General features: G+C 72.0%; 10 protein-coding genes. 5 read left to right on the top strand and 5 right to left on the bottom strand.

Going from position 1 to position 13,720, the window contains the following annotated elements; all coding sequences use genetic code 11:
- Nucleotides 1-465: 465 nt before the first annotated feature.
- Genes AB0G84_RS29780 through AB0G84_RS29760 form a run of 5 tightly spaced genes read right to left on the bottom strand, consistent with a single transcriptional unit; the run spans nucleotide 466 to nucleotide 6,085 of the window.
- On the bottom strand, nucleotides 466-1,776 hold the full coding sequence (locus AB0G84_RS29780) for a DUF58 domain-containing protein (RefSeq protein ID WP_361327446.1): 1,311 nt from the start codon (nucleotides 1,774-1,776) through the stop codon (nucleotides 466-468).
- A 9-nt stretch (nucleotides 1,777-1,785) separates the two neighbouring features.
- A complete protein-coding gene (locus AB0G84_RS29775) occupies nucleotides 1,786-2,760 on the bottom strand; it encodes a MoxR family ATPase (RefSeq protein WP_361327444.1) in 975 nt (324 codons plus the stop codon).
- Nucleotides 2,732-3,961: a DUF4350 domain-containing protein gene (locus AB0G84_RS29770; protein ID WP_361327441.1), complete on the bottom strand. Its 1,230-nt coding sequence runs from the start codon at nucleotides 3,959-3,961 to the stop codon at nucleotides 2,732-2,734. Before AB0G84_RS29770 ends, AB0G84_RS29775 begins: the two co-directional genes overlap by 29 nt.
- Complete coding sequence (locus AB0G84_RS29765; RefSeq protein WP_361327438.1) at nucleotides 3,958-4,632, bottom strand: DUF4129 domain-containing protein; 675 nt, start codon at nucleotides 4,630-4,632, stop codon at nucleotides 3,958-3,960. Before AB0G84_RS29765 ends, AB0G84_RS29770 begins: the two co-directional genes overlap by 4 nt.
- A gap of 22 nt (nucleotides 4,633-4,654) precedes the next feature.
- On the bottom strand, nucleotides 4,655-6,085 hold the full coding sequence (locus tag AB0G84_RS29760; RefSeq protein WP_361327436.1) for a hypothetical protein: 1,431 nt from the start codon (nucleotides 6,083-6,085) through the stop codon (nucleotides 4,655-4,657).
- Nucleotides 6,086-6,237: 152 nt separating this feature from the next.
- Here AB0G84_RS29760 and mtnA point away from each other — a divergent pair, with 152 nt between their 5' ends.
- From mtnA to AB0G84_RS29735, 5 genes are all read left to right on the top strand, one after another.
- Nucleotides 6,238-7,404 (top strand): S-methyl-5-thioribose-1-phosphate isomerase, encoded by a 1,167-nt coding sequence (gene mtnA / locus AB0G84_RS29755; protein WP_361327433.1) that lies wholly within the window; start codon nucleotides 6,238-6,240, stop codon nucleotides 7,402-7,404.
- Nucleotides 7,401-8,078 (top strand): two-component system response regulator MtrA, encoded by a 678-nt coding sequence (gene mtrA / locus AB0G84_RS29750; protein WP_030416996.1) that lies wholly within the window; start codon nucleotides 7,401-7,403, stop codon nucleotides 8,076-8,078. The genes mtnA and mtrA overlap by 4 nt, the downstream gene beginning before the upstream one ends.
- 64 nt (nucleotides 8,079-8,142) lie before the next feature.
- Nucleotides 8,143-10,164: an MtrAB system histidine kinase MtrB gene (mtrB, locus tag AB0G84_RS29745; RefSeq protein ID WP_361327430.1), complete on the top strand. Its 2,022-nt coding sequence runs from the start codon at nucleotides 8,143-8,145 to the stop codon at nucleotides 10,162-10,164.
- A complete protein-coding gene (locus AB0G84_RS29740) occupies nucleotides 10,154-12,037 on the top strand; it encodes an LpqB family beta-propeller domain-containing protein (RefSeq protein WP_361327427.1) in 1,884 nt (627 codons plus the stop codon). Before mtrB ends, AB0G84_RS29740 begins: the two co-directional genes overlap by 11 nt.
- Before the next feature lie 557 nt (nucleotides 12,038-12,594).
- Nucleotides 12,595-13,353 carry a phosphoribosyltransferase family protein gene (locus AB0G84_RS29735; protein WP_361327424.1) on the top strand — a complete coding sequence of 253 codons (759 nt, stop codon included), beginning with the start codon at nucleotides 12,595-12,597 and terminating at the stop codon, nucleotides 13,351-13,353.
- Nucleotides 13,354-13,720: the final 367 nt, after the last annotated feature.

The raw sequence follows: 13,720 nt of genomic DNA, 5'->3' as shown, positions 1-13,720 counted from the left end.
CTGCAGGGGGGACCCTGTGGGAGAGTAGGACGCCGCCGAACTATTATTAGCTCCGGTCCCTGAACCCTTGTGGTTCAGGGACCGGAGCTTTTTTGCGTTGGCGGGTGACCTCGGGACCCTCGGTTATGAAGCCCACGGCTGGTCGTGCGGTCGCCTGTGTTAGCTGGTGCGTCCAGAGCGTCCAGAGCGGCGGCGCGATTCCTGTTGGATGCCCCTCTTCTGCACGTGGGTGTGTTGAGCCAAAGCCCGTACGGCCGGGCGTTGTGGCCTTGTTCCGGAGGAGGCGCTGCCGCAGGCCTGCATGTGCCCTTCTTACGTGCATCCCCGGTTCGGGTGCTCAGCAGGCTTGGGACTTGGGGCCGTGTTGGCTCGGCTGGCTAGAGAGGCAGACACGGGGGGAGGGCTGGCACTGGCAGGGGAGACGTGCGGCCCGTTGCCTGGTGTGGGGCGGGCGGCGTATGGGGGTTAGAGGCGGCCGGAGGCCTTGAGGGTGAGGTAGGCGTCGGCCAGGTCGGGGGCGAGGAGGGCCGGGGTGGAGTCGATGACGGTGATGCCGTGGCGGCGGAGGCGGTCGGCGGTGCGGCGCCGGGCGGCGCGGGTTTGTTCCGCGGCGGCGGCTGCGTAGACGGCCTGGGGTGTGTGACGGCCGGCGGCCATTTCCTCGATACGGGGGTCGGCAACGGCGGCGACGATGAGTTCGTTGCGCCGGGTGAGGCCGGGAAGGACGGGCAACAGGGCCTCTTCCACGGGTGCTGCGTCGAGGCCGGTGAAGAGCACGATGAGGGACCGGCGCGGGGTGCGGCGGTGGATCGTCGCGGCCAGGCCGCGGGCGTCGGCCTCGACGAGTTCGGATTCGAGGGGTGCAAGGGCGTCGGTCAGCGCGGGGAGGACGTCGCGGGCGGCGCGGCCTTGTACGGAGGCGCGTACCCGGCGGTCGTAGGCGAGCAGGTCCACGCGGTCGCCGGCGCGGGCGGCGAGGGCGCCGAGTAGCAGGGCGGCGTCCATCGAGGCGTCGAGGCGGGGGATGTCGCCCACGCGGCCGGCGGAGGTTCGGCCGGTTTCCAGGACGAGCAGGATGCGGCGGTCGCGTTCGGGGCGCCAGGTGCGGACGGCGAGGTCCTGCCGGCGGGCGGTGGCGCGCCAGTCGATGGAGCGGGTGTCGTCGCCGGGGGTGTAGTCGCGGAGGCTGTCGAATTCGGTGCCTTCACCGCGGCTCAGGATGCTGGTGCGGCCGTCGAGTTCGCGGAGCCGGGCGAGTTTGGCCGGGAGGTGCTTGCGGCTGGTGAAGGGGGGCAGGACGCGCAGTGTCCAAGGGACGTGGTGGTTGCCTTGGCGGGCTGCGAGTCCCAGGGGGCCGTAGGAGCGGACCGTGACGCGGACGGCGTGGTGGTCGCCGCGGCGGGTGGGGTGGAGCGTGGTCGTGAGGCGGCGGCGTTCGGCGGCGGGGACGCGGACGGTGTGGCGTGCGGCCGGGCCTTCGGTGTGGGGGTGGAAGGAACTCGGCGGCCAAGCGTCGCGGATCTGGGCGCGCAGGGTGCGGCGGCTGGGGTTGGTGAGGGTGAGGTGGCTGTGGGCATCGTCAGCCAGTCGAACAGTTGTATCACCGGTTCGGGTGAAATGGAGCTTTCGCACTGGCGCGGCGAGCGCGAGGTCGCACAAAATTGCTATCAGCAAGGTGAGTTGGACGGTGAGTATGCCGAGCCAGCTGGGCAGCACCAAGCCGACGAAGAGAGATCCGAGAGCGGAGATGAGGGCGGTGCGTCCGGTGAGGGCCACGGTGTCGCCTCAGCGGGGGACGGGGAGATGAGCGAGTACAGCGTTGATCACGGAGTCCGCAGTGACTCCTTCCATCTCCGCTTCCGGCCGGAGCTGGATGCGGTGACGGAGTGTGGGAAGAGCGAGCGCCTTGACGTCGTCGGGGGTCACATAGTCGCGGCCGGTGAGCCAGGCCCAGGCACGTGACGTCGAGAGCAGGGCGGTGGCGCCTCGGGGGGAGACGCCGAGAGAGAGCGAGGGGGATTCGCGAGTGGCACGGCAGATATCGACGATGTAGCCGGTGACTTCGGGGGAGACCGAGGTCTTGGCAACGGCGGTGCGGGCCGCTTCGAGATCGGCGGCCGAGGCGACCGGCCGTAGCCCGGCGGCGTCCAGGTCGCGGGGGCTGAAGCCGGCCGCGTGGCGCGTGAGGATGTCTATCTCGTCCTGACGTGCGGGAAGAGGGACGGTCAGCTTCAGCAGGAACCTGTCGAGTTGGGCCTCCGGCAGCGGATAGGTGCCCTCGTACTCCACGGGGTTCTGAGTGGCTGCTACCAGGAACGGCTCGGGGAGGGGACGGGCTGTGCCGTCGACGGTCACCTGACGCTCTTCCATGGCCTCCAGCAGGGACGCCTGGGTCTTGGGAGGGGTGCGGTTGATCTCGTCGGCGAGTAGCAGGTTGGTGAAGACGGGCCCCGGTTGCAAGGAGAACTCCGCACTGCGGGCGTCGTAGACCAGCGAGCCGGTGATGTCACTCGGCATGAGGTCTGGGGTGAACTGCACCCGCTTGGTGTCGAGTTCGAGGGCGGTCGACAGGGCGCGGACCAGCAGGGTCTTGGCGACGCCCGGGGCTCCTTCGAGGAGTACATGACCGCGGCAGAGGAGTGCGACGACCAGGCCGGTGACGGCGGGGTCCTGGCCGACGACGGCCTTGGCTATCTCGGTGCGCAGCTCCTCCAGGGAGGCGCGGGCGCTGTCAGCGGTCGGGGTGCTCACGAGGGGCATGCCTCTCTTGGGAAACGATCGAGGATTCAAGGGCGTCGAGGTGGTCGGCCAGCTGCACCAGAGCCCGGTCGTCCGCGGGGGCCGGGCCGAAGAGCAGGGCGCGCAGATCCGCCCCGGTCTCGGGGGCTGAGGCCAAGTGGGCCTGGAGGGGCGGGAGAAGGGTGTCGGGGGTGTGGGCGTGCGTCGGGGGCACGCCGATGAGGGGAGCGAGCCGGTCCCGGGTGGCCGAGCGCAGCACGTCGGCAGCCCGGTCGCGGGCGTGGGACTGCTCGTAGAGGCGGGCGTGGCCTTCGGTGGTCTCGGCTGCGGGCACGGTGACGGGCAGTCGCTCGTGGACCAGTGGGCCCAGCCGGCGGGCGCGCCAGACGGCGGCAAGGCAGGCGGCGAAGGCCAGTTGGAGCAGGGCCCAGAGCCAGCTGGAGGGGATCAGGTCGAAGAGGCTGCGCCGGTCGTCCTCGGCCGAGGACGGATCACTGACGGAGGGGAGGTACCAGACCAGATGCTTGTACGGACCGAGAAGCTGAAGTGCCAGCGAGGCGTTGCCGTGTGCGGCGAGATGCTGGTTGTAGAGGAGATCGGGGGCGCCGAGGAGCACCGTGTCCCGGCCGGAGGCCGGGGCGGGCAGTTGTACCAGGGTGGGCTTGCCGTCGCTGAGGTAGCAGCGCTCGGCGCCGTCGTCGGGAGTGGTGTAGCGCAGGCCGCCGAGAAGGGCGTTGCCGGCGCGGCGCGCGTCGGGCAGCGAACATCCGGGGCGGAGCGTGGTGTTGCCGGCTGCGGAGCTCGGCTGGACGCTCGGGGCGAAGGTCTGCAGGGCCGTGGCGCCGGGGGCGAGCAGAACGGTGCGGCCGGGCGTGTGGGCGGTGGCGGCGTGCAGGCCCGCCAGCTGAGAAGGGGTCAGGACGTCGGGGTCGGTGACAAGCAGAGTGGTGTCGGGGCCGGCCGCGGCGGCGGCCTCCTCGGCGGACGTCACGACGTGCGTGGAGACGCCGTGGGAGGCAAGGAGCCGGGCCAGCGCACGGCTTCCGGACCGGTCCGCCGAACGAGGGTCGAGCCGGCCATGCTGCTCGCCGGACTGCAGCGCCGCCAGGACGATGCCGCTGACGGTGAGCAAGAGGAGAGCGAGCAGCGGGCCGCGGGACCGGGCCCACAACTGACGGGAAGTGGTGGAGAGCGCGGGGGCGTTGGCGGTGGCCGTGGTCATCCGCGGCTCCTGGCAGGGGCGGTCGCCGGGGCGGGCCTGGCGTGCTGCAGGTCGGTGTCGAGGACGGTCAGGAGGGCGTATGCCTGCTCCGTACCGGGGCGGCCGCCGTATGTGACGTCGTCGAAGATGCGGGCGGCGGTGCGCAGTTGGTCGGCATGCCGTGGCAGGGCCCGGCCGGCTTCGGTGGCCGCCTCGTCGGCGGTGCGGCCGGGGCCGGGGGTGAGCAGGGCCCGTTCCTCCAGGGCGAGGACGATCGCCCGCATGCGGTCCTGGATCGCCTGGCTCCACAGGCCGGCCGTGGCGTACCGTGCGGCGGCCGTGCGGTGTTCGGCTGCGGTGCGGGGTGTGGTGGCGAAGAGCGTGCGGCGCGTGGTCGGGGTGCGGCGTACCGCACCGAGTCGCAGTCGGAGTGCGAGGAGTAGCAGCAGTACGCAGGCGGCGATGGTGAGGAGGCCGATCCAGCCGCCGGGGGTGGCGCCGGCGGCCGTGTGGAACAGCTCGTCGAGGCGGTCCCAGAGCCAATCGAGGGCGCGCTGGATCGGGTTGGGGTCGTGCTGGTGGTACCGGGGGTCGGACAGTTCTCGCTCGGCCGCTTCGCGGGCGGGGAGGCGAGGGGTCCGCACCGGTATACCGTCGTCATCGGCGCGCGCCAGGAGGCCGGGCGCTGCCATGTTCCCCCCTGTGGTCACCGCATCAGCTTCCCGGTGCGGCGTCGGACGGGCGCGGTCCGGAGCTGTCGCTGGAGTCGTCGCCCGAGGCGGTGCCGGCCGATGGGTCCTCGGCCGGCACGTCGGGGGCGGGGACACCGTGGGTGGGGAGGCCGTGGGCGGGAGGTTCGGTGCCGTAGCCGGGAAGGCCGGCGGCGCGGGCGAGTTCGAGGTCGAGTGCCTCGCGGCGGATGCGCTGGTCCATGTAGAGGAGCGAGGTGACGCCGGCGCTGATCGGGAAGGTGATGGTGGAGCTGATGACGGCGCCGATGCCCAGCACGATCAGGAACGACCAGCTGGTGGTGTTGCTGCTGCCGTTGGCCCAGTCCAGCAGGCTCTCACCGTCGATGAGGAAGGCGATGAGGGTGGCCGGGATCTGGATGATGAACTCGACGATGCCGATCAGGAGGAAGGCGAGCAGCTGGGCGCCGAGCACCCGCCACCAGGCGCCCCGTACGAGCTTGGCGGAGCGGCGCATGGAGGCGATGACACCCTGCTTCTCCAGCATCAGGGCGGGGGAGGCGAGGCTGAAGCGGACCCACAGCCAGATGTTCACGGCGGAGGCGACCAGCCCGCCCAGCACGGCGAGGAGCAGGCCGGTGTCCAGCGATGCAGTGGCGGCGAGGAGCACGCCCGGGGCCATGCCGACGGCGAACACTGCGGCGAGGAGCAGCGGGAGCAGGACGAGCAGGCCGAGCAGGCGGGGGAGTTGGCCACGGGCGTCGTTCCAGGCGTCGCCGGTCGTTACCGGGCGGCCCAGGACCGCACGGCTGACGACCATGGTGAGCAGGCCGGTGGCGATGATCGTGGCGAGCAGTCCGATCACCGAGGTGATGGCGCTGCCGGTGAGCGAGTCGCCGATCTGGCGCATCGTCTCGCGGATGGCCGGGACACGGTCGTTGGACACCGCCGGTGCGGCACCGGATCTCTGGAACCACAGTCCGGTGACGACGGTGACCGCGGTCTGTGCGACCACCGCCACGAGCAGCGAGATGCCGAGGACGGTGCGCCAATGGGCCCGCATGGTGGCGACCGCGCCGTCGAGTATTTCGCCGACGGCGAGCGGGCGCAGCGGGATGACACCCGGCTTGGCCGCCTGTGGTACCGCCGCCCAGTTGCCGCCCCACGGGGGCTGATTGCCGGGGCCCGGCGCGGTGCCCCAGCCGGGGCCCGGGCCGGAGGAGGCACGGGTCCGTTCGCTGGTGTGCCCCCGGGCGTCGCTCTGGCCGGGGATGCCGGCCGGGGCCGACCACTGGCCGGCGGGCGGCTGGTCCTTGGACCAGTTCGGTGGGGACGGCTGCTCGGCGGTGCCGGTCCGGTCGGGGGAAGGGGTCGGGGTGGGCTGCTCCTGCGCGCCGCGGCCCGGCTCGTCGGAGGGCGTGGATCCGGGCGAGGCCCAGCCCGGAGAGTTGTTCATCGTCGCTCCTTCTTGCTGCCCGTCCGCCGGGGCGGCCGAGATCCAGGGTCCGCGGTGGCGCTCATCGTGTCATGGCACGGGGTGTTGTCCACCTGTGCCCTGAGGATGAGGGGACCTTCTGCTGGAGGGGCAGTCGGCGGCAGACTGAACGGATGGGCGATCAGCACGAGGTATCCGAGACGGGCGCCGGGGCGCTCGCCATCCCGTCCCTTCGCTGGGAGGAACCGCCGGAGGGGCCCGTCGTGGTCCTCCTTGACCAGACACGGCTGCCGGCGGAGGAGGTGGAGCTGGTCTGCACGGACGTTCCGGCGCTGGTGGCGGCGATCCAGTCGCTGGCGGTACGCGGCGCTCCGCTGCTGGGGATCGCGGGGGCGTACGGCGTCGCGCTGGCCGCGGCGCGGGGTTTCGATGTGGAGGAGGCCGCGGTGGTGCTGGCGCAGGCCCGGCCGACCGCGGTCAATCTGGGGTACGGCGTGCGACGGGCGGCGGACGCCTATCGCGCGGCGGTGGCCGGCGGGGCGGAAGCCCCGGCCGCGGCGGCGCTGGCCGAGGCCAGGGCCGTCCACCGGGAGGACATCGACGCCAGCGCGCGGATGGCGGCGCATGGCCGTGCGCTGCTGGGCGAGCTGCTGCCGGGTGGTGGTTACCGGATCCTCACGCACTGCAATACGGGCGCGCTGGTGTCCGGGGGAGAGGGCACCGCCCTGGCGGTGGCGCTGGCGGCGCATCGGGCCGGTGAGCTGCGCCGGCTGTGGGTGGATGAGACGCGGCCCCTGCTGCAGGGGGCGCGGCTGACCGCCTTCGAGGCGGCGCGGGCGGGCATGGCGTACACCGTGCTGTCGGACGGTGCGGCGGGATCGCTGTTCGCCGGAGGTGAGGTGGACGCGGTGCTGATAGGCGCGGACCGGATCGCGGCGGACGGGTCGGTGGCCAACAAGGTGGGCAGCTATCCGCTGGCCGTGCTGGCGCGGTACCACCACATTCCGTTCGTGGTGGTGGCGCCCACCAGCACGGTGGATCTGGCGACGGAGCAGGGGGCCGACATCGAGGTGGAGCAGCGGCCGGGCCATGAGGTGACGGAATTCTCGTTGCCGTCCGTACGCGGGGCCGGAGCACTGTCGGCCACCGGCGTGCCGGTGGCGCCGCTGGGCGCACAGGCCTACAACCCGGCCTTCGACGTCACCCCGCCGGAGCTGGTGACCGCGATCGTGACGGAGGCGGGAGTGGTGTCGCCGGTGACCCGGGAAGGCCTTGCGGGGCTGTGTTCCACGTCACGTTGGAGTAAGTCACGATCAGGTAATGGGATGATGGCCGAATGAAGGGACGCGTCCTGGTCGTCGACGACGACACCGCACTGGCAGAGATGCTCGGCATCGTGCTGCGCGGCGAAGGCTTTGAACCGTCGTTTGTGTCGGACGGTGACAAGGCCCTCGCGGCCTTCCGCGAGACCAAGCCGGACCTTGTCCTGCTCGATCTGATGCTGCCCGGCCGGGACGGCATCGAGGTGTGCCGGCTGATCCGTGCGGAGTCCGGTGTGCCGATCGTCATGCTGACCGCCAAGAGCGACACGGTGGATGTGGTGGTCGGCCTGGAGTCGGGCGCGGACGACTACATCGTCAAGCCGTTCAAGCCCAAGGAGCTGGTGGCCCGCATCCGGGCGCGGCTGCGGCGTTCCGAGGAGCCGGCGCCCGAGCAGCTGGCGATCGGTGACCTGGTCATCGATGTGGCCGGGCACTCCGTCAAGCGGGACGGGCAGTCGATCGCGCTGACCCCGCTGGAATTCGATCTGCTGGTGGCGCTGGCGCGCAAGCCGTGGCAGGTGTTCACGCGTGAGGTGTTGCTGGAGCAGGTCTGGGGCTATCGGCACGCCGCCGACACCCGGCTGGTCAACGTCCATGTGCAGCGGCTGCGCTCCAAGGTCGAGCGGGATCCGGAGCGTCCGGAGATCGTGGTGACGGTGCGCGGTGTCGGCTACAAGGCCGGGCCCAGCTGAGATGGTCCGGGACGGTTCGGCCCCGGAGGGAAAGCGGGGGCGCACCGTTGGACCGACGGGTGATATGTCCTTTTCGGGGAAGTTGTCCGCCTGGTTGTTGCGCGGCGGGCAGCTGCTGCCCGACGGCGCGGTGAGCGGGCCCGTCCACCCCCTGCTGCGCCTCTTCAGCCGCTGGGTGCGGCGGCCGCTGCTGCCCGCCCTGCGACTGTGGCGCCGCAATATCCAGCTGCGGGTGGTGGCCACCACCCTGCTGATGTCGCTCGCCGTGGTGCTGCTGCTCGGCGTCGTGGTCGTCGGACAGGTGCGCAACGGCCTGCTCACCGCGAAGGCGCAGGCCGCGCAGAGCCAGGCCGTGGGCGGCTTCAGCGTCGCCCAGAAGATGGCCGACGGAGCCGATGACAACGCCTCCGACGACCCCGCCCGCACCGGAAACCGTGGCACCCAGGACTCCGCGACCTGGCTGACCGGCCTCGTCGAACAGCTCGCCAGCGGTGGCCAGGGCGTCTTCTCCGTCGTGGCGCTCAGCTCCGACTCCGACGAGCCGTTCGGCGACTCCAGCCCCGGGACCCGCGGGCCGCGCGCCTCGGGTGACGTCGACCCCGAGCGGAGCGTGCCCGCCGACCTGCGGCGCAAGCTGGACACCAAGGCCGGCACCTTCCGCCAGTACACCCAGATCAAGCGGATCGGGTCGGACGACGGCGTACCGGCGCTGATCATCGGCAAGCGGCTCAACGACGTCAACAGCAACCAGTACCAGCTCTACTACCTCTTCCCGTTCAGCCAGGAAGAGGAGTCGCTCAAGCTCGTGACGGGGACGCTCGCGACGGCCGGCGTGTTCGTGGTGATCCTGCTCGGCGCGATCGCCTGGTTGGTGGTGCGGCAGGTCGTCACCCCCGTACGGATGGCCGCGGGGATCTCCGAGCGGCTGGCCGCCGGCCTCCTCCAGGAACGGATGAAGGTCACCGGCGAGGACGACATCGCCCGCCTCGGCGAGTCCTTCAACAAGATGGCGCAGAACCTCCAGGTCAAGATCCAGCAGCTGGAGGAACTGTCCCGGATGCAGCGCCGCTTCGTCTCCGACGTCTCCCACGAACTGCGTACCCCACTGACGACCGTACGGATGGCCGCCGACGTCATCCACGACGCGCGCGACGAGTTCGACCCCGCCACGGCACGCTCCGCCGAGCTGCTGCGCGGCCAGCTCGACCGTTTCGAATCGCTGCTCGCCGAGCTCCTGGAGATCAGCCGCTTCGACGCCGGCGCCGCCGCGCTGGAGGCCGAGCCGGTCGACCTGCGCGACGTGGTGCACCGCGTCATCGAGGGCGCCGAACCGCTCGCCGAACGCAAGGGCACCCGCATCGTGGTGCGCGGCGCCGAACAGCCGGTCATCGCCGAGGCCGACCCCCGCCGGGTGGAGCGGGTGCTGCGCAACCTCGTCGTCAACGCCGTCGAGCACGGCGAGGGCCACGATGTGGTGGTGCGCCTGGCGTCCGCGGGCAGCCGCAGCGGCGGCGCGGTGGCCGTCGCGGTCCGCGACTACGGCGTCGGCCTCAAGCCCGGGGAGGCCACCCGGGTCTTCAACCGCTTCTGGCGCGCCGACCCGGCGAGGGCCCGTACGACCGGAGGCACCGGCCTCGGCCTGTCCATCGCCGTCGAGGACGCCCGGCTGCACGGCGGCTGGCTGCAGGCCTGGGGCGAGCCGGGCGGCGGCTCGCAGTTCCGGCTGACCCTGCCCCGCACGGCCGGTGAGCCGCTGCGTGGATCCCCGATCCCCCTGGAGCCGGAGGACTCGCGACGCAACCGCCGGTCGGCCGAGACGACGCAGCCGCAGGCCGGAACCGTACCCGCGATGCCCCCGATACCCGGCCAGGCACGGACCTCACAGGACGCCGACGCGGCACCGGACGTCACGGACGGGCAGACCACGGCCCGGCCGGACACCGCTCCGGCGGAGCCGGCCGGCGACGATTCCCGGGCGGCCCCCCAGGGGGCGGGCACGCGGGGCGACGAGGCGGCCCCGGAGACCGGGGTCGGGCAGGACGCCGGGCAGGGCCTGGAAGCGGAAGGCGAGCTGCGTGGAAACTGAGCGCGGAAACGAGCAGGGGGCGGGGCCGGCGCGCCGCAGGCGCACCCGTAAGGGGACCGGGCCGGCCGGCAAGGCGCTGCTGATCGGCTGTGCGGGCGCGCTGCTCGCCGGCTGTGCGTCGATGCCGGACAACGGTGATGTCACCGCCGTCGACCAGTCGCCGCGCGCCGAGGGCGACTCGCAGGTGCGGGTCTACGGCGTCCCACCGCAGGACGGCGCCCAGCCGACCAACATCGTGCGCAGCTTCCTCGACGCGACGACCAGCGACGAGGCGGACTTCCGCACGGCCATCCAGTACCTCGCCAAGCCGGCCAAGCGGACCTGGCGGCCGTTCCAGGTGACCAAGGTGCTCCAGGAGCGCCCCAAGCCCGAACCGAAGGTGCAGCCCAACCGCGAGGACGGCAACGGATATACCGTCACCCTCTCGGGCAGTCAGGTGGCGTCGGTCGACGACAACCACGCCTACACGCCCGAGGAGAAGCCGTACCGACAGACGATCCACCTGGTCAAGGAGGACGGCCAGTGGCGCATCGACCGGCTGCCCAACGGGCTGGTGCTGGGCCTGTCCGACTTCCAGCGCATCTACCGGTCCGTCAACAAGTACTACTTCGCGTCCTACCACTCGGAGTCACAGGACCCGAAGGCGAGCCGGAACGTACTGGTCGCAGACCCGGTCTACCTGCGGCAACGGATAAAGCCGATCACGTCCAGCGTCCAGGCGCTGCTGGCCGGGCCCACCGACTGGCTGAACGAGGTGACGAGCTCGGAGTTCCCGCGGGGCACCCGGCTCGCCGCCCGTGACCTCGCGCTGGACGACTCCAACGCACTGCACGTCAAGCTCAGCAAGCAGGCGGCGAACACCGACACCACCCAGTGCAAGCGGATGGCCGCTCAGCTCTTCTTCACCGTCCAGGACATGACGCGGGCTTCGAAGATCAGCGAGGTGGAACTGCAGGACCCCGGCGGCAACTCGCTGTGCGAGCTGTCCCAGGAGCAGGCCGAGCGGGACTTCGTCTCCTCGCCGCGCAGCGCGAGCTCCGCCAAGGAGTACTTCATCGACGCCGACCACAAGGTGGTCGCCATGTCGGACTACGCGACCGAACCGACGCCGGTGCGCGGCCCGTTCGGCACCGGCCGGACCCCGCTGCGCTCGGTCGCGATCTCGCGCGCCGAGAACACCGCGGCCGGGGTGTCCAGCGACGGCCGGTCGCTCTACGTGGCTCCCCTGGAGGACGGCACCGAGCGCGGTGGGCCACTGCTGACCAGCGCCGGTCCGGTCAAGAGCGCCGACGAGGGGCTGACCGCGCCGAGCTGGGACGGCCTGGGTGATCTGTGGATCGCGGACCGGAGCGCGCACGGTTCGCGGCTGCTGCGGATGCGCGAGGGCAAGGGCGACCCCGAAGAGGTCGCGGTGCCCGGCCTCGGCGGGCGGCGGATCAAGGCGATCAAGGTTGCCGCGGACGGTATCCGGATCGCGATCCTGGTGGAGGACAAGGGGCGTACGACGCTTCAGCTCGGCCGGGTGGAGCGGAAGGGCAGTGCCCTGCACCCGGTGCTGTCGGTGCAGGAACTCCGGCCGATCGCACCGCAGTTGGAGGACGTGGTGGCCGCGTCCTGGGCGGGTGGCAGTCGGCTGGTGGTCGTCGGGCGGGAGTCCGGCGGGGTGCAGCAGATGCAGTTCATGGAGACCGACGGCTCGGCGTCCAACGCGCAGACACTGCCGGGCGTCAACGGCGTCAAGGCGGTCGCGGCGTCGGAGGACGAGACCCGACCGCTGATCGCCGATGCCACCGAGGGCATAGTGCGGCTGCCTCCGGACGCGAACTGGAAGACCGTGGCGAAGGACGGGACGGCGCCGGTGTATCCCGGGTGACGGGGCGGACGGGGGAGGCGTGGCCGCGGGGTGGTGGCTGCCAGGGAGCGCTCTGTGGTCGCGACGGAAGGTCACTGAACGGCCCCGAACGGCCTGAACGGTCCGGGACGGCTCCGAACGGTCCCGAGCGGCCCGGGCCGTCCTTGGTGGTCGGTAGGTCGAACCACCCCGAATGTCCCGGACGATACGAAACGGTCCTGCGCGACACCGGACGGTCCAGACCGACACCGGACGGGTCTGAGCGTCCCCGAGCGATGCCGGGCGTCGGGAGTGGTCCGGGAACCGTCCAGCGGCCGGTGGCCGCCGCCCGTGTCCGCGCCCGCACCCCGCCACGACCGGTGGGGCCGCGCCGGGGCCGTGCCGGGGGTCGGGGTCTGGCCGGCGGGCGGATCCTTGCCTCCGCGGGTGCGTCATGGTGTGACGCGGTGCGTTCGACGGCAGGCCTGGCTGAGCGGCGGTGAATCGCGGATCACTGGTCCGCGGACCGACTCCGGAGCGTTTCCTGGAGATATCCACAGGGGTGGTAGGCGGCCCCCGCCCGGCGGCACAGTGGAGACATGCAGGGGGTGTGGCGCGAACTGGCCGGTCTGGTGCTGCCGGTGGCCTGTGCGGGGTGTGGCCGACCGCGTACGGAACTGTGCACGGGGTGCCGCCGGGCGCTGGCGCGGGACGGGCGCGGGGCGGGCCGGGTGCAGCCGTGGCCGGTGCCGCCGGGACTGCCCCGGGTGTGGGCGGGAGCGCCGTACGCCGATGAGGTGCGGGCGGTGCTGTTGGCGCACAAGGAACGTGGCGCGCTGCGGCTGGCCGGGCCGCTGGGGGCAGTGCTGGCCGGTGCGGTACGGGGCCTGCGGCCGGGCGGCGGGCCGCTGCTGCTGGTGCCGGTGCCATCGGCCCGCAGGGCGGTGGCCGGCCGGGGGCACGATCCGGTGCGCCGGATCGCGCTGGCCGCGGCCGCCGCACTGCGAAGGGGGATGGGGGAGGGGGCGGGGGTGGGGGCCCAGATCTTCCCCGTGGCGGGGGCCCAGGTCCTCCCCGTGCTGCGGCAGCGGCGCCCCGTGGCCGATCAGGCGGGCCTGAGCGCCCGGCAGCGGCGGGCGAATGTGGCCGGTGCCCTGGAGGTGCGGAGTACGGCCGGGAGGCTGCTGAGGGGGCTACCAGTGGCGCTGGTGGACGATCTGGTGACGACGGGGGCGACACTCGCCGAAGCTGCCAGGGTGGTCGCGGCGGCCGGCGGCAGGGTGATCGGTGCGGCCGTGGTGGCGGCACCGATCAGCGCCTTCGGCACCGAAGTGATCTCCCCGTCCGGATCGAGGTGATCCCCCCCGTCCGGACGAGGAGATCTCTCCAGTGGGGGGGAAGCGATCTCCCCGGCGGGAGGGAAGTGATCTCCCCGGTCGTCCGGGGTATGTCATTCCGGCCGGGCACATGGTTGTCGGGCGCAAGGGTATGGAGAAAAAATCACCTGAACGGAGCCGGTGGCTACCAGGGGGTGCCGACATCCGCCCCGGAGAGCTATGTTCGGTTGTGAGGACTTGGCGGGTGTTTTGCCTCGGATGTCGCGATAAATGCGTTCAGGGGCGTTTGCGGCGACCCTGAAAGCGGGGGGCGTGGAGACCGTGTCGTCGGGGGAGGAGGAGGTGAAAGTCGCCAAGTCCGAGGCTTCGGCAATCACCGGAGCCTGGT

This window comes from Streptomyces sp. NPDC020742 (assembly GCF_040641675.1).
In the GTDB taxonomy this organism is placed as follows: domain Bacteria; phylum Actinomycetota; class Actinomycetes; order Streptomycetales; family Streptomycetaceae; genus Streptomyces.
This window is presented reverse-complemented; position numbering and strand designations above follow the sequence as displayed.

Excerpts from the sequence above, each read along its gene's own strand:
- AB0G84_RS29775 (WP_361327444.1), bottom strand. The coding sequence starts at position 2,760 with ATGCCCCTCGTGAGCACCCCGACCGCTGACAGCGCCCGCGCCTCCCTG.
- AB0G84_RS29770 (WP_361327441.1), bottom strand. The coding sequence starts at position 3,961 with ATGACCACGGCCACCGCCAACGCCCCCGCGCTCTCCACCACTTCCCGT.
- AB0G84_RS29765 (WP_361327438.1), bottom strand. The coding sequence starts at position 4,632 with ATGGCAGCGCCCGGCCTCCTGGCGCGCGCCGATGACGACGGTATACCG.
- AB0G84_RS29760 (WP_361327436.1), bottom strand. The coding sequence starts at position 6,085 with ATGAACAACTCTCCGGGCTGGGCCTCGCCCGGATCCACGCCCTCCGAC.
- mtnA (WP_361327433.1), top strand. The coding sequence starts at position 6,238 with ATGGGCGATCAGCACGAGGTATCCGAGACGGGCGCCGGGGCGCTCGCC.
- mtrA (WP_030416996.1), top strand. The coding sequence starts at position 7,401 with ATGAAGGGACGCGTCCTGGTCGTCGACGACGACACCGCACTGGCAGAG.
- mtrB (WP_361327430.1), top strand. The coding sequence starts at position 8,143 with ATGTCCTTTTCGGGGAAGTTGTCCGCCTGGTTGTTGCGCGGCGGGCAG.
- AB0G84_RS29735 (WP_361327424.1), top strand. The coding sequence starts at position 12,595 with ATGCAGGGGGTGTGGCGCGAACTGGCCGGTCTGGTGCTGCCGGTGGCC.